The sequence below is a fragment of the Pseudomonadales bacterium genome, assembly GCA_041395945.1.
Classification (GTDB): Bacteria; Pseudomonadota; Gammaproteobacteria; order Pseudomonadales; family Azotimanducaceae; genus SZUA-309.
Window position 1 is genome coordinate 278643 of sequence record JAWKZN010000003.1, and the last position, 25711, is coordinate 304353.

Below are 25711 nucleotides of genomic sequence, written 5' to 3' on the forward strand. Positions count from 1 at the left end.
CCCTGGAGAGTTCATTCCGTGGCACAGACTTCCTTCGACAAAGCCAGAATCCGGGTGCTGCTTCTGGAGGGTGTGCACACCTCCGCACTGCACAGCCTGAGCGCGGGCGGCTACGACAACGTGACCAGACTGGATCATGCACTGCAGGGTGCTGAACTGGACGCCGCACTGAAGGATGTACACATCCTCGGCATCCGCTCCCGCACCCAGCTCACCGAAGAGATCATCGCTGCGGCCGAACGCCTGATGGCCGTGGGCTGCTTCTGCATCGGCACCAATCAGGTAGCGCTGGCGGCAGCAACACGTGCCGGGATTCCGGTATTCAACGCACCCTATTCGAATACCCGCAGTGTGGCGGAGCTGGTGCTCGCCGAAGCCATCCTGCTGCTGCGCGGCGTGCCTGAGAAAAGCGCCCAGATGCACGAGGGCAACTGGCAGAAGTCGGCGCGCGCATCATTCGAAACCCGGGGCAAGACGCTGGGTGTGATCGGCTACGGCAACATCGGTTCCCAGCTCGGCGTGCTGGCAGAGGGCCTCGGCATGCGGGTGGTTTTCCACGACGTGGTGAAGAAGCTCAATCTCGGCAACGCCACCCAGGTCGACACACTCAAGGACCTGTTGCGCCAGGCTGATGTGGTGACCCTGCACGTGCCGGCCACACCTGCCACCCGCAATATGATTGGAGCGAAAGAGCTGACGTTGCTGAAAAGCACCGCGGTACTGATCAACGCCTCCCGGGGCAATGTGCTGGATCTCGATGCACTGGCCAGCCGGTTGCGCGAGGGGCAGCTGCTTGGTGCGGCGGTGGACGTGTTTCCCGAGGAGCCGAAGACCAACGGGCCGACGTTCGCATCGCCATTGCGCGGACTGGGCAACGTGATCCTCACCCCCCATGTCGGTGGCAGCACGCTCGAGGCCCAGGAGAACATCGGCACGGAAGTGGCCGAAAAGCTCATCCGCTACAGCGACAACGGCACCACTGTGTCTGCGGTGAATTTTCCGGAGGTCGCACTGCCGGAGCATCCCGGTCAGCACCGCCTGCTGCACATTCACCGCAACGTGCCCGGTGTGCTTTCCGCCATCAACCAGGCACTGTCGGATGCCAATGCCAACATCGCCGGCCAGTACCTGCAGACCAATGCGGAAATCGGCTACGTGGTGATCGATATCGACGCGGACTATTCCACCGATGTGCGCGCCGTTCTTCAGACGGTGCCCGGAACGATTCGTACGCGAGTGCTGTTCTAGCCTGTCTGACACCGAGTTCAGGAAGTTCGGATAATGGTTGATCAGGGCGCGGGCGAGGACCTGCAATCCCGGGCCTCGTTCGGCAGCTCCGCTGTGCCCTCGTATGCCGATTTGCCTCGTGCAGGAACACGAGTCAAATCGACACACTCGGCCTCACTACACGGCCCGAGATTGCAGGTCCTCGCCCGCGCTTGATGAATCATTCCGAGCTTCGTGATGGCTCGTCTGGCTGGCCGTCGGGGAGTGCCCGCGGTCCTGTGTCGGAGCGACTTCGAGGCTTGCGGACGCGCTGTTAGTCGAGGAATCTTGGTGCCAGCCACTCGAACATCTGGCGCCGGATGTCTTCGGATTCGTTGACCAGATGATGACGGGCGGCTGGAATCTCCAGGACTTCCGGTTCGGTCATCCGCCGCAGCGTGCGCAGATTGCGCTTCCAGCCCACGGTCTGATCCGCATGTCCCTGTACCACCAGGGGCCGGAATGGCAACTCGCCGTAGCGCTCGAAGCGCGTCATCCAGGCCACCATCGCGGTCACCCAGGCAACAGGCAGCGTGCGGGGCGACAGCGGATCGACGGCGAGCAGCTCGAGAAATTCCGGGTTTTCCGCATTGGGTGTGAGCACCCGCGGACGCTCGGTGATGGTGCGCCGGGCGATTTCGTAGACGATGCGGGATCTGCCCCAGTTGGCCGGGCGGATCAGCGGGGCCAGCAGCGCGACCCGCCCGAAGTCCCGGGTGCCGTGCTGCACCAGGTACTCCATCGTGACCGCTCCGCCCATGCTCTGGCCGACGATGTGCCAGGGCCGCACGAGACGATCACCAGCCGCCGCCAGAGTATCTGCGAGTGCGGCCACGTACTCGTCGAAGCTGCCGATGGTGGCGCGGGGGCCGCTCGACAGCCCGTGGCCTGGCTGATCGAAAGTCAGCACGTCGTAGCCGGCATCGAGTAGAAACCCGATCAGGTGGCCATAGAGTCCGACGTGGTCGTAGTAGCCGTGACAGACCACCACTGTGCCCCGGGCTGCTGTCTGGGAGAAAAGCTGGGCGACAATCCGGTGGGCGCCACTGCGGACTACGCCGATGTGATGACGTACCGGCTGGCCGTTGCTGAGAAAATCGAGATGATAGTAACGGCGGTAGCCCGCCGCCGGGTCGCCTGTAATCGCGGCCGCGGGAGCGAAGGACGACAGTCCGGCTGCGAGCGTTTCGGGCTCGAAGGAGACAGCACCACGCCGGTAGGTCACCCGTCCTCCCGTTATCCGGCGCTCAGTTCACCACCGGGTCAAGCCTGCCGGCTGCGTAGTCCATGAACATCCGCTCCAGTGACAGCACCTGGATCTTCGCTGCATTACCCGCAGTACCGAAAGCCGCATAGCGATCCAGCACCACGGCCTTCATGGCCTTCTGGCTCTCACCCAGATACTTGCGCGGATCGAATTCGGATTTGTTTTCCGCCAGATAGCGCCGGATGGCTGCGGTGGACGCCAGTCGCAGATCCGTGTCGATGTTCACTTTGCGCACCCCGTGGCGGATGCCTTCCTGAATTTCTTCCAGCGGCACCCCGTAGGTCTCGGGTATCTCGCCACCGTAATCGTTGATCAGCTTGAGCAGCACCTGGGGGACCGACGACGAGCCGTGCATCACCAGATGGGTGTTCGGGATACGCCGATGGATCTCTTTAATGCGGTCGATGTCGAGAATGTCGCCTGTCGGCGGCCGGGAGAACTTGTAGGCGCCATGGGAAGTGCCGATCGCGATCGCCAGCGCGTCCACGGCCGTCTGCTTCACAAAGTCTGCCGCCTGCTCCGGATCCGTAAGGAGCATGTCGTGGGTGAGGGTGCCTGCGGCGCCGACACCATCTTCTTCACCAGCCTCACCCGTTTCCAGTGAACCGAGACAGCCGAGCTCGCCTTCTACCGAAACCCCGCAGGCATGGGCCATGTCTACCGTCCGGCGGGTCACTTCGACGTTGTACTCATAGCTCGCCGGCGTCTTCTGATCTTCCAGCAGGGAGCCGTCCATCATCACGGACGAGAAGCCGAGCTGAATCGAACGCTGACAGACCGCCGGTGAGGCCCCGTGGTCCTGGTGCATGACCACCGGAATGTGGGGAAATTCTTCCATCGCCGCCAGAATCAGATGCCGGAGGAAATTCGGCCCGGCATATTTGCGCGCTCCCGCCGAGGCCTGCACGATCACCGGCGAATCGGTTTCATCCGCGCCTTCCATGATGGCGCGCATCTGTTCCAGATTGTTGACGTTAAAAGCAGGCACCCCGTAATCGTGCTCTGCGGCATGATCGAGCAGCTGACGCATACTGATGAGTGGCATGAACGTTCTCCTGTATTCCTTTGTTGATCGGACCCGGCGTTGATCAGACCCGGCGTTGATCGGACCCGGCATCGGTCGGACCCGGCCCGCCTGGGGTGATCGGGAGTTCCCTGCCCAGGCGTTACTGCGCCGCGCGCTCCGCAAGTATGGCAACCGCCGGCAGCGTTTTTCCTTCCACAAACTCGAGGAAGGCGCCGCCCCCCGTCGATATGTAGGACAGCCCTTCGCGCACACCGTACTTGTCGATGGCAGCCAGAGTATCCCCTCCACCCGCAATGGAAAATGCCGAACTTGTGGCGATGGCCTCGGCCAGTACCCGGGTGCCTTCGCCGAACTGGTCGATCTCGAAGACGCCGACCGGGCCGTTCCAGAGAATTGTCCCGGCGGCGGCCAGCCGCTCGGCAAAGCGACGGGCGGTCTCCGGCCCGATATCGAGGATCATTTCGTCGTCTTCGACCGCATCCACCGCACGCACAACGGCGGTCTCAGCCTCGTCGATCCGTTTACCGACCATGACATCCACCGGCAGGGGTACATCCACCCGGGTCGCGATCTCCCGGGCGGCGTCGACCAGATCCGCTTCCACCAGGGAGCGGCCGATGTTGTAACCCGCGGCAGCTATAAAGGTATTGGCAATGCCGCCGCCGACGATCACCTGGTCGGCGAGTCCGGCAAGACTGCCCAGCACTTCGAGCTTGGTGGAGACTTTGGCACCGCCGACGATGGCGATGAGCGGGCGGGCGGGCTCACTGAGGGCCTGCTCGAGCGCTTCGAGTTCCGCGCACAGCAGCGGGCCTGCACAGGCCACCGGAGCAAACCGCGCCACCCCGTGGGTGGAGGCCTGGGCCCGGTGGGCGGTTGCGAAGGCGTCCATCACGAAGATGTCGCAGATCCCGGCCAGGCGGCGGGACAGCTCGTCGGAATTCCCGGTCTCGCCGACCAGAAAGCGGACATTTTCTAGCAGCACCAGCTCACCGGGTGCCACCCGTCCTGCGGCAGCGAGATCGTCCAGCAGGGGAACCGGGCGACCCAGCAGCTCCCCAAGGGTCTCGGCCACCGGCGCCAGGGAGGCTTCCGGGTCGAAGCGGCCTTCCTCCGGGCGACCCAGGTGGGACATCAGGATCACCCCGGCGCCCGCCGCCAGTGCCTGTTCGATGGTGGGCAGAGCGGCCCGGATCCGGGCATCGCTGGTGACTTTGCCGTTTTTGATGGGGACGTTGAGATCCTCCCGGATCAGCAGCCGGCGCCCCTGGATGTCCAGGCCCGCCATCTCCTTCCTGGGCAATTTCCGGCTCCCCGGTGGTTTCGCGGTTGTCATCGCAGCCCCCCCAGGACCCGTTCGACCGTGGCGACCACGTTTTCCGGCGTCATGCCGAGTTCGGCCATGGCCTGGGGACCCGGCGCGGACAGACCGAAGGTCGGTATGCCCACCACCGCACCATCGAGACCAACGAAGCGATGCCAGTAGTCCGGATGGCCGGCCTCCACCGCCACCCGGGCCCGGCAGGTGGCAGGTAACACGGCTTCCCGGTAGGCGGCGTCCTGCTGCAGAAAAACATCCACACTCGGCATCGATACCACCCGCACGCCGGGCTTCTGCCCGGCCGGTCCGTCGGTCGCGGACAGCCGCTCGGCCGCCGTCAGCGCCAGTGCCACTTCCGAACCGGTCGCAATCAGGATGGCATCGAGGCTGCCGGTTTCCCTGCGCAGAACATATCCGCCCCGGGCAATGTCCTGAAATGCCTGTGCATCCCGCTCGGGTACCGGGGTTTTCTGCCGGGTGAAGATCAGTGCCGTCGGCTGGTCCCGGGCCGTCACGGCGGCCTCCCAGGCGAAGGCGGATTCCACGGTATCGCAGGGGCGCCAGGTGGACAGCCCCGGAGTGGTGCGCAGATTCGTCAGCTGCTCGACAGGCTGGTGGGTGGGGCCATCTTCGCCCACCGCAACCGAGTCATGGGTGTAGACGAAGATATTGGGCAGCTTCATCAGTGCCGCGAGGCGCACCGCATTGCGTGCGTATTCCATGAAGACCAGGAAGGTCCCGGAGAACGGCCGCAGGCCACCGTGCAGAGCCATGCCGTTGGTGATGGCCGACATCCCGAATTCCCGCACGCCGTAGCTCAGGTAGCGGTCTCCGGCACCCTCCCAGCGGGTGCCGTTGGAGCCGGTGAGGTCCGCGGAACCACCGAATATCTCCGGCAGTGCCCCGGCAATGGCGCCGATACAGCGCTGGGACGACTTCCGGGTTTCCAGGGCTTCCCGCTGCGCCTGGGCATCGGCGGCAACTTTGTGCAGCGCCTCATTCCAGCCCGGGGGCAGGTCGCCGGCCATGCGTCGATCGAATTCGGCGGCGAGATCCGGATGCATCCGGCGGTAGCGGTCGAAGAGGTCCTGCCAGCTGTCCTGCAGTTCGCCGCCGCGAGCGCGGCAGTCCCAGCTCTCATAAAGGTGGTCGGGAATCTCGAAGGGTGCACTCCCCCAGTTGAGGGCGGTCCGCGCCGCCGCAATCTCTTTCGCGCCAAGTGCGGCCCCGTGGACGGCCGCGCTGCCCTGCATGGTGGGCGCACCATAGCCGATCACCGTGCGCACGCAGACCAGGGTGGGCCTGCCGTCGTCCGCCGCCGCGGTGGTCAGCGCCGTGGCCAGCTCCTCGCCGTCGTGGCCGTCCACACCCCGGATCACACGCCAGCCGTAGGCTTCGAAGCGGGCGCCAACGTCCTCACCGAACCAGGCATCGACGGCGCCATCGATGGAAATGCCATTGTCGTCGTACAGGCACACGAGTTTGCCGAGTTTCAGCGTACCTGCCAGGGAGGCTGCCTCGTGGGAGATCCCCTCCATCAGGCAGCCGTCGCCGGCGATCACCCAGGTGCGATGGTCGACCACCGGAAAACCCTCGCGGTTGAAGGTGCCGGCGAGCTGACGTTCGGCCAGGGCCATGCCCACCGCATTGGCCAGGCCCTGGCCCAGGGGACCCGTGGTGGTTTCCACCCCGGGGCACTCACCCCGTTCAGGGTGCCCGGGCGTGCGGGAATGCAGCTGTCGGAATGCCCTGATATCTTCGATGGTGACGTCATAGCCGGTCAGGTGCAGTACCGCATAGAGCAGCATGGAGGAATGGCCATTGGAGAGCACGAAGCGGTCCCGATTCGCCCACCCGGGATCCGCCGGATTGTGCCGGAGCACCTCCCGCCACAGCACTTCGGCGACATCCGCCAGGCCCATGGGCGCGCCCGGATGGCCCGAATTCGCCGCCTCCACGGCGTCCATGGCGAGCGCTCTGATGGCGTTCGCCCGTTCTGTTCTCGATGACATGTCACCCCCGTGATGGCGCTTTGCCCGTATGGTCGGACTTTCAGCATTGGCTCGCACGCCTTTGCGTGCGGGTGTCCGCACAGGGTCTGTGCGGTTGTCTGCGCGGCGCTATTGTCGCGGCTCGCCGACCGGATCGCAATTATTGACCGGCGGGTGTCCGCAGCTGCCGGGGTCGGGGCCGGGACAGCGGTCCTGCGGCACACTTCCTCATCACCCCCTGCATTAAAACCGCTCACATCCACATGAACATCGCCGAGGCAGCGGGCGGGTCACATCAGTTAGAATCTGCGCCTCTTGCGACACAGAAGTTGCGGTGCGGAAGCCGCGCGATGCCGCGGTGAACGTGCCGACACCGCCAACACGCCCGCCCCTTCAATCCAGTCAATCAGTCGGCTGCTACCCGGAAAGTCAGGAACGCTAAATGAAAGATTATCAAGTCTTCACCTCGGAATCGGTCTCTGAAGGCCACCCGGACAAGGTCGCTGATCAGGTCTCCGATGCGGTGCTCGACGCCATGCTGGCCCAGGATCCGGAGTCCCGGGTCGCCTGCGAGACACTGATCAAGACCGGCATCGTGGTGGTGGCCGGTGAAGTGCGATCAAACGCCGTGGTGGACATCGACCGCCTGGTGCGGGCTACGGTACGTGACATCGGTTACAACTCCATGGAAGTCGGCTTCGACGCCAGAGACTGTGCGGTGATCAACGCGCTGGGCGTGCAGTCCGGCGATATCGCCATGGGTGTGGACGAAGCCGACGACCACGAACAGGGCGCCGGCGATCAGGGCCTGATGTTCGGCTATGCCACCAACGAAACCGACGTGCTGATGCCCGCGCCGATCACGTACGCCCATCGACTGGTGCAGCGCCAGGCGGAAATGCGCCGTTCGAGCCTGCCCTTTCTGCGTCCGGATGCGAAAAGCCAGCTGTCCTTCCATTACGACGACGAAGGCAACCCGGTGGGCATCGATGCCGTGGTCCTCTCCACCCAGCATGATCCGGACATCAGTCAGGGCGACCTGCGCGAGGCGGTGATGGAAGAGATCATCAAGCCCGTTATCCCCGGCAACTGGATTTCGAAGCACACCCGCATCTTCATCAACCCGACAGGAAAATTCGTGATCGGCGGACCCGTGGGTGACTGTGGCGTGACGGGCCGCAAGATCATCGTCGACACCTACGGCGGCATGGCCCGCCATGGTGGCGGCGCATTCAGCGGCAAAGATCCCTCGAAGGTGGACCGATCCGCCGCCTATGCCGGCCGCTACGTGGCCAAGAATCTCGTGGCCGCCGGTCTCGCTGACCGGGTGGAAATCCAGGTGAGCTACGCCATCGGCGTGGCCGAGCCTACCTCCATCAGCATCAACACCTTCGGTACCGGCAAACTGTCCGAAGAGAAACTGGTTCAACTGGTGCGTGAGCATTTCGATTTGCGGCCCAAGGGCCTGATCGCGATGCTGGACTTAAAGCGCCCCATCTATCTGGCTACGGCCGCCTACGGCCATTTCGGGCGCACGGATCCCAACTTCACCTGGGAGCGCACGGACCGGGCAGAGGCCCTTGCCGCGGCGCTGTAGCGCACCGGGGCATCTGGCTTGAACGATGACCGACACACCCGGAACTGAATCGGCGCCCAGGCGCACTCTGCGTCTGAGCTGTGAATTTTTTCCACCGCGTGACGAAGGCGGTCTGAAGAGTCTCGACGCGGTGGCGGGCAAACTGCAGTCGCTGCAGCCCGACTTCTACTCGTGCACCTACGGTGCCGGGGGCACTACCCGGGACGGCACCCGGGAAACCATCGCCCGCCTGCTGGCACAGGGCTACGCCGCCGCCCCCCACCTTTCGATCGGCAACGATTCGAAGGAAACGGTCTTCGCGCTGCTCGATCAGTATCGGCAGCTCGGCGTGCGCCGGATTGTTGCGCTGCGGGGCGATGCACCCTCGGGCATGGGCGCACCGCGCATCCAGAACAACGCCGAAAAGCTGGTGGGCTGGATCCGGGACCATTCCGGCACTCACTTCCATCTCGAAGTGGCCGCCTATCCCGAAATTCACCCCGATGCGGGCGGTCCCGATCAGGATCTGGAATACTTCCGCCGCAAGGTGGCTGCCGGTGCGGACAGCGCGATCACCCAGTATTTCTACAGCCCCTACGCCTACTACGATTTCATAGAGCGCTGCAGCAGGGCGGGCATCGATATTCCCATCGTGCCCGGCATCATGCCGATCACGAACTTCGAGGGCATCGTGCGCTTCTCGCGCAAATGCGGCGCCGACATTCCGCGCTGGATGTTCAAGCGGCTCGAAGCGCTCGCCGATGACGAGGCCGGACTGCGGGATTTCGGCATCGACACCCTCACCCGGATGTGTGCCGAACTCATCGAGGCGGGCGCGCCGGGGCTGCACTTCTACACGCTGAACCGCTGGGGTGCGACCCGTGCCATCTGTAACCGGCTCGGACTGCTCACACCCGATTCATGAACCAGCGCCTGTACCTTCCCGAGGTACCCGAGGCCGGTGAGCGCACCACGCTCGATAAGGATCGTTCCCACTATCTGCTGCGGGTGCTGCGGCTGCGCGACGGCTCTGAGTTCTTCTGCTTCGATGGTCACGGCAACCAGTGGCGGGTGCGCATCCTGAATACGGAAGGGCGGCGGGTTACGCTCGAAACGCTGGCGCTGGACCGTCAGGAGGCTGCCCCCACCGATCTGATTCTGGCTCAGGGCTGGCTCAAGGGCGGCGCCATGGATACGGTGGTGCAGAAGGCGACCGAACTCGGAGTGAGTCGCATCATCCCACTGGTTACCGAGCGCTGTAACGTGCACCTGCACGGGGCGCGACTGGCCCAGCGTCTGCTCCATCTGCAGCGGATCGCCATCAGTGCGAGTGAGCAGAGTGGGCGCCTCTTCGTCCCCGAGGTGAGTGAGCCCCAGTCACTCACCGGGCTGCTCGCATCTGCCCCGGCATCGCCGGAGCGGCAGACACTGATGCTCGACCTCAACAGTCCGGCCCTGCAGGCGGGCACCAGACCCACGCCACTGCTGCTGCTGATCGGTCCTGAAGGTGGCTGGTCTGAAGGGGAGCGGACCCAGGCGCGCAGCACCGGTGCCATCGCCTGTGGTCTGGGTGACCTGACACTGCGTGCGGAAACCGCACCGCTGGTGGTACTGGCCGCCATCCGTCACAGCTGGCACTGGCAGCGCTGATCGCGCGGCGTTCCAGAAAACCTGCTCAGGCCACCAGTTCCAGCAATCGCGCCGTGCGGCGCTGCAGATCATCGAGATTGCGGGCAAACAGGGGCGCGATCAGCTGGTCGACACCACAGTCACGATAACCGGCAAGCAGCTCCGGCGTGAGCGGATGCCGGTTCGGGCACACGAAGACGGAAATGTCCGCACGCCTGCGGCCGGCCGCCGCGAGCAGTTCATCGAGCCGGGACAGGCGCTCCCGCAGGCGGAGCGGTTCCAGATTGAAGCCATACCAGCCGTCTCCGAAGGTGGCGACCCGGCGCAGCGCGGCGTCGCTCTCACCCCCCACCAGAATGGGGGGATGCGGCCGCTGCACAGGCTTCGGATTGAAGTAGCAGGGGGCAATGTCGAGGGTTTCCCCATGAAATTCCGCGACCTCCTGAGTCCACAGCGCCTTCATCGCAGCGATGTATTCGGCACAGCGTGGCGCACGGGTCGCGAAGTCCATGCCCAGGGCGGCGAATTCCTCGGCCAGCCAGCCGATGCCGATGCCGAAATCCACCCGCCCGCCGGACAGGTAATCCAGATCGGCGACCAGTCGCGCGGTGTAGATCGGCTGGCGCTGGGGAACCAGGCAGATCCCGGTGCCGAGCCGGATGTTACGGGTGTGGGCGGCGATGAAGGTCAGCATCGCCAGCGGATCGATCAGTCCTTTCGGGTTACCGGCAAGACGGCCATCGTCCGAATAGGGATAGCGCGAAGCGTAGGCGGGAAAGAACATCACATGTTCCGGCACCCACAATGAGTGCAGGCCGGACTGGTCGAGGAACTGTGCAGCCTGAACGATATAGTCGACAGGGCTGTCCTGACTGAATGCCAGCGTCGCGCCGATGTGCATGACCTTGCCTCCCGATTACAGTGAGCGTCGAGACTATCGCCGGTACTGCACAGACTCAACGAGCAGATTGACGGTGTCCGCCGCGTTCGCGCTATATTCGCGCCATGCAAAGCGTGCGCACTCTCGGTCATTCCATCTATCGGATCACCCTGCTCGGCGGTTCACCGCAGCGTATCGCCTTCTCAAACCGCAGCATGCTCACGGCACTGCTGTTGCTGGTTGTTTTCTCGATCGCCGCACAGCGCCTTGCACTGCAAAGCGGTGTACTGCAGATCGGCGTCTTCCTTTTCAGCCTGCTCACCGGACTCTATCTGGCGCTGGCCCTGCTCACCCGCCGGGTGCCCCGACAACGCCTTCGGGTTGCCCAGCTTGCCGCTGTCTGGATTCTGGCTGGCTCGCAGTTCCTGCTGCTGCTGTGCGCACCCCTGATCCGCCTCCTGCCTGAGCACTCCGGCTGGATGCAGGCGCTGCCGGTGTCTTTGATACTCATTCCCGTTCTGCTGGGATTAAACAACTGCCTGCGTTTCGCACTTGGAAAAAGAAGCGACAGGTCAATCCTCTATACGCTGCTTTTCGCCCTCTCGGTTGCCGGTTTTTACAGCCTGATGGTATCCCTGCTCGGGATTCTGTTCCGCTGATGTCGCCGGATCTGCTGTTCGAACTGGTTTCCGGAATTCTCATCACCGGCATCGCCCTGCTCGACAGCCTGCCAGACTCTGTGCGCGCCATGCTTGCGGCGACTGTGCTCGTGGCCTTTCTGCGCTTTTTCGAATCGAGGATTCCAATCGAAGACGTGCAGCTTGGCGAAGCATTCTGCAAGTCGAGTCTGGTTGCCATGATCGCCATTCCCTTGAGCGTCTGGCTGCTGCCTGCCTATCGAATGGTTGTGTTTGTCGACGTGTTACCCGAGACGAGCCCGCATCCGCACCCGGGCTGGATGCTGCTGGCCGCTGTCTGGATGACTGGTTTCGGTGCCGCACTGATTGCGCTTATCACAAGCCACCGGAAGACCCGGGCCGCGCTCGAGCTGCAGGAGTTCCACGGGAAGTCCGGAGCACCTGAAACACAGCGTCTGATGTTGCGCCTCGCACACTGGCAGCGTCGCCTGAGTGTGCCGCAGACGCTCAGCCTTGTGCTGCTGAAAGGCGCTCAGCCACGCAACCTGAACTCACGCCATCGCATCGGCTTCCCGGCTGCCGCCCTGCACTGGCCGGTCAGCGCCCAGGACGTGCTGATCATTCAGGCGCTGTGCCGCATCAAACTGCACCATCGCCGCTGGCTGCTGCTGGCTCAGATCCTGAACTGCTGTTACTGGCCGATCACCTGGGCGCCCGCGCTGCAACGCCGCCTGCTCACCACGTTCCAGCTGACGATGGAAGGGCTTGCCGAATCCTGTTTTCTCGATCCGCTCGGCTATCGGAATGCCGTGCGGCAGGTCGAACAGCGTCTGCCTGTGCAGGAGCGCGCGGACACGAAAACCCGCAGCGAGGATGAACGCGCTCCAGACGCGCAACCTGTAGACGCAATCGCCACGCTGCGCCGGATTACCGCTCATCTGCGCGGCTATGTCCACGATCTGGGACGGCTCTTTGAAGCCCCTGGAGAGATCGCCTGGCAGCCGGAGATTCGTGACAGGGATGCGCCAGAACTGCGCTGGGCCGAGCCGTACGACAGGGTTTTTCTGCGCGTTGGCCAGGCTGTTTTTTTCGCGGTGCTGCTGACCGGAGTAACCTTGAAGGAGTCACCGCCGGTCATCGAGTTCGAAGCCCGGGGCTGGCTGGAGGTTAACTGGATGGATCAGTATTTTCGAAATCCGAATCGAAATGACCATCGCCGGGACCCGCTGCTTCCACCGGCCGACTGAAGCCTTGTCTTGCCGGGCAGTCAGCCGGCTCCGGGAAAAACATGATCTGACAGCAACCAGGCTGCAGCACATTCAGCGCAGCACGTTCAGCGCAGCAGTTTCGCTACCGCCGTTTCAATGAAATCGAGGTTCGGGATGACAGCGGACTCAGTACCGACCTTCACGGCAACCGACTCACCGCGCCCGAGCCGGGTGCTTTCGTTGGTAAGATCGTTCGAAGCCAGCTGCACGAGCCGCGGCAGTCCCTCTGCTGCGATGGCGTAGAAAGCCAGACCCTTGGAGTTACGGGCACGATTCATCACCACCAGACAACGACCGCTCCTGCGCGCTTCGGGGGCTGCACCGTTGAGCACTTCAAAACGCACCACCGGCACCATTTCACCGCGCCAGCCGAGCATGCCGAGACACCAGTCCGGTGTATCCGCGAGGGCTTTGACTCTGCGCCAGGGCAGTATCTCGGCGATCGACACACTGGGCAGCAGAAGCTGAGATCCCTGCAGGGGAATCAGCACACAGGAAAGTTCCGCAAGATCTTCTGCCACTTGAGCCGCCGTCACCTGTTAATCCACCAGCCGATCAATGGTTGCCAGCAATTCGTTCTCCTGGAACGGCTTGCCGAGGAAACTGTTCACACCCAGTTGCGCCGCATGCTCCTGATGCTTTTCACCGGTGCGGGAAGAAATCATCACAATGGGCAGATCCTTGAGCCGCTCATCATGGCGCACCTGCCGGGCGACTTCGAAGCCGTCCATGCGCGGCATTTCGATGTCGAGCAGCATCACGTCGGGCCGTCGCTCCTGCAGCAGGGCAACCGCTTCGACACCGTCCTTGGCGACGATCACATCCATGCCCTGCCGTTCCAGCAGGCGGGAGGTCACCTTGCGGACCGTCACCGAATCATCCACCACCATGACACAGCGTGTCCGTACACCACTGCCGAGTGAGCGCTTGCTGCCGAGGAAACTCTCTCCACCCTGGGCGCGGATGAGCGCCAGCAGATCGAGAATCACCACCACGCTGCCGTCACCAAGAATGGTGGCGCCGGATATACCTCCGACTCCGGCAAACTGTGGACCCAGACTCTTCACCACGATCTCGCGGCTGCCCTGCACGCTGTCGACGTGCACGGCGACCGCATGGTCGCCGGATCGAACCAGGACCACAGGGATCGAGCTGGGCTGATTGACCGCCCGGAATTCGCGGCCGAGGTAGTGGCCCAGATAGCGTACCCGGTAGGGAATACCGGCATATTCGAAAGTGTTGCCGTCCGGTGCGTAGAGCCGTTCGAGCTCATTCGGGCTCAGCAGCACAATGCCTTCGATGTTGTTGAGCGGAATCGCGTAGAGATCGTCGCCCACTGAAACCATCAGCGCCCGGTTCACCGAGACGGTGAAAGGTACCCGCAACACGAAGCGGGTGCCGCGGCCGGTGCGTGAGGCAATCTGGATGCTGCCGCCGAGCTGTTTGACTTCGCTGTGCACCACGTCCATGCCTACGCCGCGCCCGGAAATCTGGGTGACCGATTTCGCGGTCGAGAAACCCGGCGCCAGCACGAACTGGATGATCTCATCGTCTCTGAGTTTCGCGCTGTCTGCCATCAGCCCGCGTTCCACGGCCTTGGCGCGTACCGTTTCCACGTCGATGCCGGCACCGTCGTCGCTGATTTCGATCACTACGTCGCCACCTTCCCGGGAGAGCCGCAGATCGATTCGACCTGCTGGTGGTTTACCGTAGTTTTTCCTCAGCTCGGGAGACTCGATGCCGTGGTCGACCGCGTTGCGCAACATGTGCTCCAGCGGCGGCACCATGCGCTCCAGCAGGCTGCGATCCAGCTCACCTTCCGCGTTGTAGGCGTGCAGCTCCACGTCCTTGTTCAACTCACCGGCAACCTGACGGACGATACGCCGCAGGCGGGGCAGCAGGCGGCTGAATGGCACCATGCGGGTGCGCATCAGACCTTCCTGGAGTTCCGTATTCACCCGTGCCTGCTGCAGCAGCAGTGTTTCTGATTCCCGCGCCTTGAACAGCAGGGTGTCTTTCAGATCGAGCATATCCGACGCACTTTCCGACAGACCCCGGGAAAGCTGCTGCAGCTGGGAATACCGATCCATTTCAAGGGGATCGAAGTCCGCATAGGCGGGGCCTTCCGGCCGATCCTGTCGGAACAGAATCTGTGTTTCGGTCTCGATCTCGAGGCGCCGCAGCTGCTCGCGCAGTCGCTCGATCGTCGTCTCCATCTCATCGAGAGAGTTGGTGAAGTCACTTAAGCCCTGCTCGACCCTGGCACGGATGATCGAGCTTTCACCCGCGAGATTGACCAGTGACTCGAGCAGTCCGGAGCCGACCCGGACCATTTCCTGGGCGGTTCGTGCTTCCCGCGGTTCTTTCCCGGCGGTTTTGACACTCGCGCTCTGCGCAGACGCAGGCTCCCGCACGGCAGGGGCCACCGGATCCCTTTTGATGGGGCGGACGTTGCTGGTGGCCGGTGTTTCAGTGTCCGCCGGCTCAGTCTCCTGTCGCGTCCTCCCGGCGGCCGGCGGCTTCGGCAGCTCAAGATTTTCGCCGTGTCCGTGTGACGGGGTTGCCGGTGCGGCATTTCCAGTCGCTTCACCCGAAAGTGCCCGTCGCACTGATGCAAGCAGACCGGTCAATTCGTCGAAGCGTCCGTGCAGGTCGGTAAAGAATTCGCCACCTGTCGCACTGCCATCGCTCTGCACATCGATGAGGAATGACTCGAACTGATGGGTGGCATCGCCCAGCCGGCTCAGTCCGGTCAGCCGCGCACCCCCTTTGAGGGTATGCAGTCCACGCAACAGATGTTCGAGATGCACCCGGTTTTCCGGCTCGGACTTCCACTGGTCGATGTCCGCTTCGAGTGCTTCGAGCAGCTCGTCGGCTTCTTCGAAGAACACTTCGATGATCTCAGCATCGAGGTCGTCCGGCAGCAGATCCTCCGAGGCGCCGGATGACGGCGGCGGGCTCGCTGCCTGTTGCCGCGCCTGCAGCTCTTCCTGCCTGCGGTCGCCGGAGGCTGCCTTCTCTGTCCGTACCTCTGCGGGTCGGCTGCTGCGGGAGGCCTCCCGGGCGATATCCGCCAGCAGTTCATCCGAAAGGCTTTCCAGACTGATCTCGTCATCGCCCAGGGTATCGGTGTCCGAATCGATTTCTGCGCTTTCGAGTCGATCCAGGGCTTCTTCGCGGCTTTCGATTGCCCCGTCTTCCTTCTCAGGCGCCGCCATCTCGGGCTCAGCATCGCTTCCGCCAGCCGCTGCTTCGTCTGCCGGTACATCGAGGTCGTAGAGCGTATTCAGCGCAGGCGGTTCATCCTCGAGGAGCAGGGGTTCGTCTTCTTCGAAGGCAACGGTTTCGAGCAGCTTCGCAAGCTCCGCGATCGTGTCGTCTACCGGTTCCGGGGTCTGTTCCGCAGCCAGCGCATCGAAAAGGCCGAGCAATCGTTCCTGACCGCGCTCGAGCACCGTGAGTGTCGAGTCGGTGAGCACTTCGTGGGCAAGATGTTCGTGTGCAGCTCCCAGCGCCCGACACAGTCCGGCGATCGCACCATGATTCTCCGCAGCCGCCACTTCGCCGACCTCATCCAGCGCTGCCTGCAGCTTTTCTCCGAACTCCAGGTCCATCGCACCTTCATGCCAGCTGCGCAGGTAGTCGGGGGTATCCATCAGAACCGCGAGACCGTCGAGGCCCATGAGCAGACTCTGGGCAGCCGCGGCCTGCTCGACTTCCGGCAGTTCAGATGCCGCGACAATGAGATGATCGACCTCGGCAATCAGCTGGAAGTGATCTTCGGGTTCGATGCCAGCCTCGAGATCGTTCACGGTCTGCAGCAGCGCGGCAATCGCCCGGCGCAGATAGTCGCCAAACTCCCCGGTCAGGGTCCGGTCCTCGTCGCCGCGCAGGGTCGATGCCAGCTCGTATGTTGGACGGGCCAGATCGGCGACAGCCTCGATCCCCGCCATACCCGCGCTACCGGAAAGGGTGTGCAGGGCACGCAGGCTTGCTTCGGTGAGCGCAACGCCGCTGTCCTGCGCCGATCGCGCCAGAGTCTCCAGGTGCACGTTTGCCTCACCGAGGAACACGGTCATGGTGTCGTCGTCCTGGGTGTCTGCACCACCGGCATCTGTACTACCGGTGTCCGCACCGGTTTCGGCGCCCTCCGCGCCAACATCTTCCGGTTGCGCATCTTCGAGATTACCGCCGGAGGAGAGCATGTCCGCCCGCTCCATGATCCAGCCGACGGCATTCATGTCTGCGGACGCGCGAATTTCAAAAGCATCCCGCAGCACGGGCACCAGACTGCGTGCTTCCTCGACAACCTGCACGAACTCATCGCTGGGCTGGACGGTACCGTCGATCAGGCGGTTCAGCATGTTCTCGACAGACCAGGCGACTTCGCCGATCACGTTCGCACCCACGATCCTGCCACTGCCTTTAAGTGTGTGGAAGGCACGGCGGACCTCGCTGAGCGCTTCCTCGCTCGACAGATCAGCACGCCACTGGGGTATCCACTGATCCACAGTTTCGAGTACTTCGCCCACTTCTTCGACGAAGATTTCGACGATTTCCAGATCGGACTCGAAAGTGTCCACCAGTGTGGGCACAGGACCGACGGGCTTCCGTACGGGTGCGGCGGGTGAGGGGGTGGCAGGCGCTGCCACATCATCGACCTCTGCAACTTCCGGCAGGAGGTCGATTGCTTCGGTGCCTTCTTCGACTTCGAAAAGCGTTGCGTCTTCCGTTGCATCTTCTGTCGCCGCTTCGCTGTCGGCCAGCCCGTCGTCTGCAGACAGATCTTGGGCGTCGGATTGCGCCTCGTCCTCCGGGATGTCTGCGGCCGCCGCCGACCGCCCGGCATCCGGGACCAGATCATCAAAAATGTCTTCATCGAGATCGAAGCCGCCATCGGGATCCATTTCCAGGACGGGCTCGCGATCCTCGGCTTCCTCATCGAGGCTGACGGCTTCTACATCCACCACCGGCTCAGGTTCGCCGCCGAGCGCCGCAATTGCGTCTTCGTCCGGCTCGTCCGCTAGCTCTGCATCGGCCTGGGGCTCTTCGAGTTCGAGCACGAAGCCTTCATCGCTTGCCACAGATTCGATCTCGGATTCTCCGACCACGAGGTCCGGCTCCGACTCAGGGACGACTGCTTCATCGGCTGCCGCTTCAGCCGCGGCTTCAGCTGCGTCAGGCGCGATGGACGATGGCCGCCCGTGCAGATTCAGATCGACACCCAGGCCCTTAAGGCTGCGCTCCACCAGATCGAGCACGTCTTCGGCACCATAGCCGTTTTCTTCGTGCAGTCGTTCCAGGTAGTAGTCGGCGCCGCTGATTGCGTCTGCAAGCAGATCCATCTGCTCCCAGCTGGGCTGGTCGCCATCGACCAGATTCGTGGTGATATAGCCGCGGCAGCTTTCCAGGAGTCGGGAAACCCGGGGCAGTGGAATGATGTCCAGAGCACCGCTGATACCTGACAACACAGCACCCGTGTTCTGCAGGTGTCGTCCATCCCACTGGGATGAAATGAAATCGACGATCTCCTGCTTCACCTGTTCGAGTCCCGTCCTCGCCTCGGCAATGACCGCGCGCTGGGCTTCATCGGTAATCCGTTCTGCTTCGCCCTTTCCGCCCTGGCTGAAGCTCGAGAGGTTCTCGTCGACCTGCACGAGCGCACTCGCAACAGCGAGCAATCCCTGCTGATCCAGTGACTCGCCATCGATTGCCTTGTTCAGTACATCGATCTGGTCGGCAATGATCGTCTTCGAACTTTCGAAGCCGAGCAGAGACAGAGTACTGCCGATCTGCTTGAGCGGTGCAACCAGCGAACTCAGCTCATCCGCAGACACCGTCTCGGTGCGCACGATCAGGTCCAGCCTGTCTTTCACGAGCAGCAGCTCTTCTCGCAGTGCAGACGCCGCGCTGGCCAGTGCCTGTTTTCCGGAAACCGTCATACCCTGGTCGGCGGGTGCTTCGTCCAGCTGCTCGCGCAGCTCGATCATGACTTCACTGTGACGGCCTCGACGCTCTGCGGCGTCGAGCAGTTGAGCGACAAGTTCAGTGGAAACCGGCGTGCGCAGCGCCGCAGCACCGTCCTTGGCGAGATCGCGGATTTCCGAATCGACCCGACGCAGCAGCTTCAGTGCGTCACTGGGCAACGAGCCGGTCTGGCTGCCGAGACTTTCGACAAATTCACCGAAGGCGCGCCACTGAATTTCCTGAGGCGCACCTTCACATACGCGCTGGAGACTCTGGGCTACCTTGCCGAGCATCACCACCGCACCCTGGACATCTTCACCCTTGAGAACGGAAAGCAGCACCTGCTGATAGGCGGCCCGGATCTTGCGCGCCTTGTCGATGCCGTCTATGTCATCGAAGCGATCAAGTGTGTGCTGATTGACGGTGAGTCGAGTGACTTCTCCCGGGGTTGCGAGGGCGCTCTCGCCCAGATAACGGCGCAGCTCGTTGACCAGCCGCAGTACGGGTGCGGTAGTGTCCGTCGCGCCGCCACGGACTTCCTCGAGATGGCCGGGCAGTTCCAGAATACCCTGCATGAGGATCTGACTGGCCCCATCCTCATCATCGACCTTGCCATCCCACATGACCTGAGCGAGACGCTCCAGATGGTCGGCGAGCAGGGTGACGCCCTTGAGTTCCAGCATCACCAGTGTGCCATGCACCTGGTGCAGCGCTGTCAGACAGGCACGCATGCGCGCGCTGTCTCTGTCCGACTCCACGTATGACTCAAGGGTCTCGCGCGCGTCGTTCAGAGTTTCGAGGAGCTCGCTCTTTATCCAGTCGAGCGCAAAATGTTCCCGGCGTTTCGCCATGAGATGGTCTTACCTGTGAACCGGCAGCTTGAATCCCTCCACCGATGCGCGCATTTCGTTCGCAAGCCCGGATAACTGACCGATCGAACTCTCGGTGAGCTCCGTGGTGTCCACGGTCTGGGCAGTGATTTCCTGAATGACGGCCATGGTATTCGAAATGTGCCCCGCCGAAGCTGCCTGCTGGCGGGCGGCGTTTGAAATGTTCTGTATGAGTTCGGCGAGACTCGAGGATACGCTCTCGATTTCCTCCAGAGCGACCCCGGCATCCTGGGCCCGTTTCGCACCATGCACCACTTCGCTGGTTGTCTGCTCCATGGAGATGACCGCCTCATTGGTATCGGTCTGAATGGTTTTCACAAGCGCGGCGATCTGCTTGGTGGCCGCGCTGGATCGCTCCGCCAGGCGTTGGACTTCGTCTGCCACAACCGCGAAGCCACGGCCTGCGTCGCCGGCCATCGAAGCCTGGATCGCTGCGTTGAGTGAAAGGATATTGGTCTGATCTGCAATGTCATTGATCAGCGAGACGATATCACCGATCTCCTGGCTGCTTTCACCCAGCCGCTTGATGCGTTTCGAGGTTTCCTGAATCTGGCCGCGGATCGTGTCCATACCCTGGATGGTGGTCTGCACGACCTGAGCGCCTTTGTTGGCAATCTCCACAGCGCGCTCGGCAACCGCCGCGGACTCCGCCGCGTTCGACGACACGTGGTCAATGGATACCGCCATCTCATTGATCGCCTGGGAAGCAGCACCGATTTCTTTCGCCTGGTTCTCCGCCGCCTTAGCCAGGTTTCCGGCAGTGCCCTGGGTCGTACTCGCCGCGCTGGCTACCTGCAGTGAGAGAGAATTGATCTTCGACACCAGACCGCGGGTCTGGTCGATGGCGAAATTGATGGAGTCTGCAATGGCCCCGGTGAAGTTCTCGGTCACCGACGCATGGATGGTCAGATCACCCTCCGCGAGGTCGGCAATCTCGTCGAGCAGCTGGAGGATGGCGGCCTGGTTGCGTTCATTCTGGGAAGCCTGTTCGGCGAGCTGCTTGCGGGTGTCGCGTATCATGACCAGACCGATCAATGCCACCAGCACGATGCCGCCCACGGCGAACATCAGGCCGGTGTTGTTCACCATCGCTGTTTCGTCGGTCAGCGTAAAGTAAGCGAGGCCGGATAATGCCGCGGCAAGTCCTAACAGCAGTGTGACCAGTAGCGGTGAAAATTTTCCTGATTTCATGTCCTTCTTTCCTGCTCGTGAGTTCCTGCTCTTCGATTCTGCTCCAAGTATCTGCGTTCAATCCCGGGCTCCTGCTCCCGGATAACGCTTCAGGTAGTCTGCTCCGCCACATCGAAAAACCGATCGTCTCTGAGAATGGCTTTCAGATGGGCCTGGTAGAAGACCCTGCCACCATGCCGGTAAGCACCCTGCACATAGGGCTTCAGAGCTTCCACACCATCGACCACTGTGTCTTCGAAACTGTCTTCGACGAAATGCTGGATACCCTGACTCTGCTCCACCAGAAATCCTGCAACCAGGTCGTCGTCTTCCACAATCAATACCCGCCACTGTGCCATCGGCAGCGTGGGTGTCATATCGAGATAGTCGTGCAGATCGATCACCGGAATCAGCCGGCCCCGCACGTTCGCGATGCCGAGCACCCAGCTGCGCACTCCCGGCAGTGACGCGAGCCGCGGCACCTTGAGAATTTCACTGATTTCACCCATGGGTGAGACGAGGCGGACACCGCCGACCTGATAGCCCATACCGCGCCATTCCGGCTGAGCATTTTCTTTCAGCGGCAGGGGGGCCGCGTTCGCGAAAGTCGCCGAGCGGATATCGTGGAGGATGTCGAGCGCCTGACTTTTAGCCATCGTCAGTCGCTGAGCACGTTGTTGACGGTACTGATCAGGGTCTTGTCATCCACCGGTTTGGTGAGATAACCACAGGCACCCTGTCGCTCTCCCCACACCCGGTCGGCATCCTGGCTCTTGGAGGAGACGATGATGACTGGTATGTGCGAGGTGTTTTCGTTGCGTGTCAGATGACGGGTAGCCTGGAACCCGTTGATACCGGGCATGACCACATCCATCAGGATGATATCGGGCAGCTCTTCAGAGGCCATGGTGATGCCATCGCTGCCACTTGCGGCGGTGAGGACCTGATGCCCATGGCGCGCCAGCACATTAACGAAGCGGTGTGTCTCCGTGGGCGAATCATCGACTACCAGAATGCGTGCCATCTTGCTTCCGACCTCTTGCTCAGTGAACCAGCGTACGGATGGTTCCCAGCAGCTCTTCCTTGGAAAACGGTTTGGTGATGTATCTGTCCGAACCGACGATACGGCCTTTGGCTTTATCGAACAGCCCATCCTTACTGGACAGCATCACCACGGGCGTGGTCTTGAATTCCGAGTTGTTCTTGATGAGCGCGCAGGTCTGATAACCATCGAGCCGCGGCATCATGATATCGACGAAGATGATTTCCGGTCGGGAGTCGGCGATCTTGGCGAGGGCGTCAAAGCCGTCGGTGGCTGTGATCACCTTGAAGCCTTCTTTGCTCAGAAGGTTCTCGGCACTGCGACGGATCGTCTTGCTGTCGTCAATGACGAGAACTCGCACGCCGTGAAGCTCTTCTTCTTCCATCACCTCATCCTTACTTAAACCCGACCCGATTGTGCGGGCCGCACGGCTGTCCTTTTCGTCGCCCCGCTGGTCGTCGAGCCGTCGCTGCTTCGACGCGGGTGCGGTGGTGCTGGTGCTGCCAGTAGCCTGTTTCGAACGCACCGGCGCGTAGCGCCATCCCTGCGATCTCAAGGTGTCTTCAAGACCAGTAGATTCCTGGCAGGCGTTGTATCACGATTTCGCGGAACTGATCCATAAGCACTGGATAGGAAAGGGAATTTGGTCTCATTTGTGTTGCTGCACAGTACCCATAACGGTACCTTTACCGGCGTTTTCGCGGCATGCGACGCCGCACCCTGACTGCACCCGTTTGCGAGCTGAAAACCGATGAAATCCGTACCAAAAATCGCCTTCGTGATGGACCCGCTGCAGAGCCTGTCCCTCAAGAAAGACAGCACCCTGGCCATGATCCGCGCCGCACAGCGGCGAGGATGGCAGGTAAGCTGCCTTGGCATCGCGGATATGCTGCTCCACGAAGGGCAGGCGAAGGGGCTGATCCGATCCCTGAAACTGACCGGTGCGTTCGCCGAAAGCCTTGCGCCCTCCGACGCGGCAGCCGCCGGCAGCTGGCATGAGCTGGGTGAGGAAGTACTCACTCCGCTGAAGGATCTGGACATCATCATGATGCGCAAGGATCCCCCCTTTGACCTCGAATACATCTACGCCACCTATTTTCTCGAGCGTGCCGAGGCGGACGGCGTGGTGGTGGTCAATCGTCCCCGGAGCCTGCGGGACTGCAACGAAAAATTTTTCGCCACCCAGTTTGCCGAAGTCTGCCCGCCCCTGGTGGTCAGCCGACGCCACGATGTTCTGCGTGCCTTCCAGCGTCAGCACAAAAACGTCGTCTTCAAGCCCCTCGATGGCATGGGTGGCGCGTCGGTTTTCCGCATCATGGACGCGGACCCCAACCTCGGGGTGGTACTGGAAACCCTCACCGACTTCGGTCGCAACCAGATCATGGGGCAGCTGTTTCTGCCGGATATCGTCAAGGGCGACAAAAGAATTCTGCTCATTGACGGCGAGCCGATCCCTTACGCTCTGGCCCGGGTTCCCATGGCCGGCGAAGCCCGGGGCAATCTCGCCGCCGGGGGAACCGGCGAGGGGCGCCCCCTGACCGAGCGGGACTGGGAAATCGCCCGATGCGTGGGGCCTGAATTGAAGGCCCGCGGTCTTCTGTTTGTCGGCATCGACGTGATCGGTGACTATCTCACCGAGGTCAACGTGACCTGCCCGACCTGCATACGCGAACTCGACACACAGTTTTCCCTGGACATCGCCGGTATGCTGATGGACACGATTGAATCCCGATGGCAGCGTTGACGGTAACCCCCAACGATCGTCTCAGTTTTACGCTTTTTCTGGCGGCCTCCCTGCATGCGGCGCTGATTCTCGGCATCGGTTTCACGGCCGGGCTGGAGGAAGCTGCCTCGCCCACCATCGAGGTCACCCTGGCCCAGTTCTCAGACCCGGATGCGCCCGAAACGGCAGACTTCATTGCCCAGTCCAACCAGATCGGCAGCGGCACCGAGAGTGAAATCGTGGAAATGACCGTCCAGCAGGAGACGGATTTCAGCGACAGTCAGCTCAACCAGGTGCTGTCCGCACCACCGCCGGTACCCCGGGCCACGCGCCTGGAGCGTCGGGAACTGCTCACCACCCTCAGTAATCCGGACGATGCCGCGCCGACCCGGGATGAAACACCCGTCGACGAGCAGCTGCCCGAGCTGACCCTGCAGAACCGCTCCTACGATGAGCTTGCCCGGGAAATTGCCAGTCTCGAAGCCCGCATCGCGGAAGAGCAGCGGGCCCTGGCCCGGGAGCCCCGGGTCAAGCGGCTGACCAGCGTGTCGACCCGTTCAGCCGATGAAGCCGCCTACCTCAACATGTGGCGCCAGAAGGTAGAGCGGGTGGGCAATGCCAACTATCCGGCGGGTAATATTTTCGGCGACCTGAGAATGCTGGTGGTGCTCAACTTTGATGGCCGGGTGGAGGATCTGCGGATCCTCAAGTCTTCCGGCCACAAGGCGCTGGACGAAGCCGCCCTGCGGATTGTCCGACTGGCCTCCCCGTTTCAGGATTTCCCTGTAGAAATGCGCAAGCAGTACGACCAGCTCGAGATCATCCGCACCTGGCGTTTCACCCGCTCTGGAACATCCCTTGACAGCTGAGCTGAACCTCAAAAACCAGTTTCTGCTCGCGATGCCCGGCCTCACCGGCAGTTACTTCGGTGACACGGTGACCTATATCTGCGAGCACAATGCGCAGGGTGCCCTGGGTCTGATGATCAACCGGCCCTCGGATGTCTCTCTGAAGGAGCTGCTGGCACAGCTGGGCATTGACGCCGAGGTCGCCCTCGCCCAGGTGCCGGTCATGGTCGGCGGACCCGTGTCACCCGAGCGCGGCTTCGTGCTGCACAGCCTCGACAGCCGCTTCGAGGCCTCTCTGGATCTCGGCGACGGCCTCATGCTCAGTTCGGCACGGGAAGTACTCGAAGCCATCGCGGTGGACGACGGACCGGCCGAGTACCTGGTCACTCTGGGCTACGCAGGCTGGGACAGCGGCCAGCTCGAGCGGGAGTTTCAGGAAAACGCCTGGCTGAACTGCCCCGCCGAGCACCGCATCATCTTCCACACGCCTTTCCAGGAACGGGTGGCGAGCGCCGCCGAGGTGCTTGGTATCGATTTCAGGCTCATGTCCGGTCAGGCCGGACACGACTGATCAGGATGGCTGACCCGACGGGTTACGTGCTGGCATTCGATTTCGGATTGCGCTTCATCGGGGTCGCCTGCGGCCAGACCATTACCGGCACGGCCAGTCCTCTGACCACACTGAAGGCGCGCGACGGGCAACCCGACTGGTCGGTGCTGCAGTCCATCGTGGCAGAGTGGCGTCCCGTGCTGCTGCTGGTGGGTCTGCCGCTGAACATGGATGACACGGAAAGCGGGATGAGCGAAAGGGCCCGGGCATTCGCCACATCACTCGAGCGCAGAACAAATACACCGGTGGCGCTCGTCGACGAGCGGCTGACATCCCGATCCGCGAAATCTCTGGATCCGAACGACCTGCACGGCGTCGCGGCGGTCCTGATCGCTGAAACCTGGCTCAATGGGCGCCGTTAGCGGGGCGCTCCCTTCAGGGGCCTGTTTTCGGAGCGGATTACGAGGCTGGGGTGGAGAGGGGGTGTGGCGGACCTACGCTCGGGCCCTCCGGGCTTCCCGCGAGGCAAATAGCTACACGAGGGCACAGCGGAGCTGCCGAGCGAGGCCTGGGGTCGCAGGTCCTCGACCACGCTATGATCAGACTTTTCCGATATTGGTCCGGGAGCAGTCCGTGAGTCGGTCTAAGGGACGGATGG

20 protein-coding genes and 1 pseudogene are annotated in these 25711 nt (G+C 62.6%); 10 read left to right on the forward strand and 11 right to left on the reverse strand.

All coding sequences use genetic code 11. The features are described from left to right. Nucleotides 1-18 precede the first annotated feature (18 nt). Complete coding sequence (serA, locus tag R3E82_22505; GenBank protein MEZ5553667.1) at nt 19-1248, forward strand: phosphoglycerate dehydrogenase; 1230 nt, start codon at nt 19-21, stop codon at nt 1246-1248. 292 nt (nt 1249-1540) lie between these two features. On the opposite strand, the gene R3E82_22510 is transcribed toward serA, so the two are convergent. From R3E82_22510 to tkt, 4 genes are all read right to left on the reverse strand, one after another. Then, complete coding sequence (locus R3E82_22510; protein ID MEZ5553668.1) at nt 1541-2491, reverse strand: alpha/beta hydrolase; 951 nt, start codon at nt 2489-2491, stop codon at nt 1541-1543. A gap of 22 nt (nt 2492-2513) precedes the next feature. After that, nucleotides 2514-3578: a class II fructose-bisphosphate aldolase gene (gene fba, locus R3E82_22515; protein MEZ5553669.1), complete on the reverse strand. Its 1065-nt coding sequence runs from the start codon at nt 3576-3578 to the stop codon at nt 2514-2516. Nucleotides 3579-3699: 121 nt separating this feature from the next. After that, nucleotides 3700-4863 (reverse strand): phosphoglycerate kinase, encoded by a 1164-nt coding sequence (locus tag R3E82_22520; GenBank protein MEZ5553670.1) that lies wholly within the window; start codon nt 4861-4863, stop codon nt 3700-3702. Nucleotides 4864-4892: 29 nt separating this feature from the next. Further along, nucleotides 4893-6893, reverse strand: coding sequence for a transketolase (gene tkt, locus R3E82_22525; GenBank protein MEZ5553671.1), 2001 nt, complete (start codon nt 6891-6893; stop codon nt 4893-4895). Between the two features lie 421 nt (nt 6894-7314). Here tkt and metK point away from each other — a divergent pair, with 421 nt between their 5' ends. Genes metK through R3E82_22540 form a run of 3 tightly spaced genes read left to right on the forward strand, consistent with a single transcriptional unit; the run spans nt 7315 to nt 10098 of the window. Continuing rightward, nucleotides 7315-8469 (forward strand): methionine adenosyltransferase, encoded by a 1155-nt coding sequence (metK, locus tag R3E82_22530; GenBank protein ID MEZ5553672.1) that lies wholly within the window; start codon nt 7315-7317, stop codon nt 8467-8469. A gap of 25 nt (nt 8470-8494) precedes the next feature. Continuing rightward, complete coding sequence (locus R3E82_22535) at nt 8495-9373, forward strand: methylenetetrahydrofolate reductase (protein MEZ5553673.1); 879 nt, start codon at nt 8495-8497, stop codon at nt 9371-9373. Continuing rightward, nucleotides 9370-10098: a 16S rRNA (uracil(1498)-N(3))-methyltransferase gene (locus tag R3E82_22540; protein ID MEZ5553674.1), complete on the forward strand. Its 729-nt coding sequence runs from the start codon at nt 9370-9372 to the stop codon at nt 10096-10098. The genes R3E82_22535 and R3E82_22540 overlap by 4 nt, the downstream gene beginning before the upstream one ends. A 25-nt stretch (nt 10099-10123) precedes the next feature. Here R3E82_22540 and R3E82_22545 read toward each other — a convergent pair whose 3' ends face one another. Continuing rightward, nucleotides 10124-10978, reverse strand: a complete 855-nt coding sequence (locus R3E82_22545; GenBank protein ID MEZ5553675.1) for an LLM class F420-dependent oxidoreductase — start codon at nt 10976-10978, stop codon at nt 10124-10126. Between the two features lie 104 nt (nt 10979-11082). Between R3E82_22545 and R3E82_22550 the strand changes: the two genes are divergently transcribed. After that, nucleotides 11083-11616 carry a hypothetical protein gene (locus tag R3E82_22550; GenBank protein MEZ5553676.1) on the forward strand — a complete coding sequence of 178 codons (534 nt, stop codon included), beginning with the start codon at nt 11083-11085 and terminating at the stop codon, nt 11614-11616. Beyond that, a complete protein-coding gene (locus R3E82_22555; protein MEZ5553677.1) occupies nt 11616-12842 on the forward strand; it encodes a hypothetical protein in 1227 nt (408 codons plus the stop codon). The genes R3E82_22550 and R3E82_22555 overlap by 1 nt, the downstream gene beginning before the upstream one ends. Before the next feature lie 86 nt (nt 12843-12928). On the opposite strand, the gene R3E82_22560 is transcribed toward R3E82_22555, so the two are convergent. The 6 genes and pseudogenes from R3E82_22560 to pilG form a co-directional block, all read right to left on the reverse strand. After that, nucleotides 12929-13399 (reverse strand): chemotaxis protein CheW, encoded by a 471-nt coding sequence (locus R3E82_22560; GenBank protein MEZ5553678.1) that lies wholly within the window; start codon nt 13397-13399, stop codon nt 12929-12931. Between the two features lie 3 nt (nt 13400-13402). Next, entirely contained in the window at nt 13403-19681 is a 6279-nt protein-coding gene (locus R3E82_22565; GenBank protein MEZ5553679.1) for an Hpt domain-containing protein, read from the reverse strand. Between the two features lie 9 nt (nt 19682-19690). After that, a pseudogene (locus R3E82_22570) lies at nt 19691-20785 on the reverse strand (methyl-accepting chemotaxis protein). 215 nt (nt 20786-21000) lie between these two features. Further along, nucleotides 21001-21546, reverse strand: a complete 546-nt coding sequence (locus R3E82_22575) for a chemotaxis protein CheW (protein MEZ5553680.1) — start codon at nt 21544-21546, stop codon at nt 21001-21003. 2 nt (nt 21547-21548) lie between these two features. After that, nucleotides 21549-21914, reverse strand: coding sequence for a response regulator (locus R3E82_22580; GenBank protein MEZ5553681.1), 366 nt, complete (start codon nt 21912-21914; stop codon nt 21549-21551). 19 nt (nt 21915-21933) lie between these two features. Then, nucleotides 21934-22317: a twitching motility response regulator PilG gene (gene pilG / locus R3E82_22585; protein MEZ5553682.1), complete on the reverse strand. Its 384-nt coding sequence runs from the start codon at nt 22315-22317 to the stop codon at nt 21934-21936. Between the two features lie 366 nt (nt 22318-22683). Between pilG and gshB the strand changes: the two genes are divergently transcribed. From gshB to ruvX, 4 genes are read left to right on the forward strand one after another with little or no spacing between them, the layout of a single operon-like run. Continuing rightward, a complete protein-coding gene (gshB, locus tag R3E82_22590; GenBank protein ID MEZ5553683.1) occupies nt 22684-23676 on the forward strand; it encodes a glutathione synthase in 993 nt (330 codons plus the stop codon). Then, entirely contained in the window at nt 23664-24524 is an 861-nt protein-coding gene (locus R3E82_22595) for a TonB family protein (protein MEZ5553684.1), read from the forward strand. Before gshB ends, R3E82_22595 begins: the two co-directional genes overlap by 13 nt. Next, nucleotides 24514-25074: a YqgE/AlgH family protein gene (locus R3E82_22600; protein ID MEZ5553685.1), complete on the forward strand. Its 561-nt coding sequence runs from the start codon at nt 24514-24516 to the stop codon at nt 25072-25074. Before R3E82_22595 ends, R3E82_22600 begins: the two co-directional genes overlap by 11 nt. Before the next feature lie 5 nt (nt 25075-25079). Then, on the forward strand, nt 25080-25475 hold the full coding sequence (gene ruvX, locus R3E82_22605; GenBank protein MEZ5553686.1) for a Holliday junction resolvase RuvX: 396 nt from the start codon (nt 25080-25082) through the stop codon (nt 25473-25475). The last annotated feature ends 236 nt before the right edge of the window (nt 25476-25711 follow it).

Excerpts from the sequence above, each read along its gene's own strand:
- fba (MEZ5553669.1), bottom strand. The coding sequence starts at position 3,578 with ATGCCACTCATCAGTATGCGTCAGCTGCTCGATCATGCCGCAGAGCAC.
- tkt (MEZ5553671.1), bottom strand. The coding sequence starts at position 6,893 with ATGTCATCGAGAACAGAACGGGCGAACGCCATCAGAGCGCTCGCCATG.
- metK (MEZ5553672.1), top strand. The coding sequence starts at position 7,315 with ATGAAAGATTATCAAGTCTTCACCTCGGAATCGGTCTCTGAAGGCCAC.
- R3E82_22535 (MEZ5553673.1), top strand. The coding sequence starts at position 8,495 with ATGACCGACACACCCGGAACTGAATCGGCGCCCAGGCGCACTCTGCGT.
- R3E82_22540 (MEZ5553674.1), top strand. The coding sequence starts at position 9,370 with ATGAACCAGCGCCTGTACCTTCCCGAGGTACCCGAGGCCGGTGAGCGC.
- R3E82_22545 (MEZ5553675.1), bottom strand. The coding sequence starts at position 10,978 with ATGCACATCGGCGCGACGCTGGCATTCAGTCAGGACAGCCCTGTCGAC.
- R3E82_22550 (MEZ5553676.1), top strand. The coding sequence starts at position 11,083 with ATGCAAAGCGTGCGCACTCTCGGTCATTCCATCTATCGGATCACCCTG.
- R3E82_22555 (MEZ5553677.1), top strand. The coding sequence starts at position 11,616 with ATGTCGCCGGATCTGCTGTTCGAACTGGTTTCCGGAATTCTCATCACC.
- R3E82_22565 (MEZ5553679.1), bottom strand. The coding sequence starts at position 19,681 with ATGGCGAAACGCCGGGAACATTTTGCGCTCGACTGGATAAAGAGCGAG.
- R3E82_22575 (MEZ5553680.1), bottom strand. The coding sequence starts at position 21,546 with ATGGCTAAAAGTCAGGCGCTCGACATCCTCCACGATATCCGCTCGGCG.
- R3E82_22580 (MEZ5553681.1), bottom strand. The coding sequence starts at position 21,914 with ATGGCACGCATTCTGGTAGTCGATGATTCGCCCACGGAGACACACCGC.
- pilG (MEZ5553682.1), bottom strand. The coding sequence starts at position 22,317 with ATGGAAGAAGAAGAGCTTCACGGCGTGCGAGTTCTCGTCATTGACGAC.
- gshB (MEZ5553683.1), top strand. The coding sequence starts at position 22,684 with ATGAAATCCGTACCAAAAATCGCCTTCGTGATGGACCCGCTGCAGAGC.
- R3E82_22595 (MEZ5553684.1), top strand. The coding sequence starts at position 23,664 with ATGGCAGCGTTGACGGTAACCCCCAACGATCGTCTCAGTTTTACGCTT.
- ruvX (MEZ5553686.1), top strand. The coding sequence starts at position 25,080 with ATGGCTGACCCGACGGGTTACGTGCTGGCATTCGATTTCGGATTGCGC.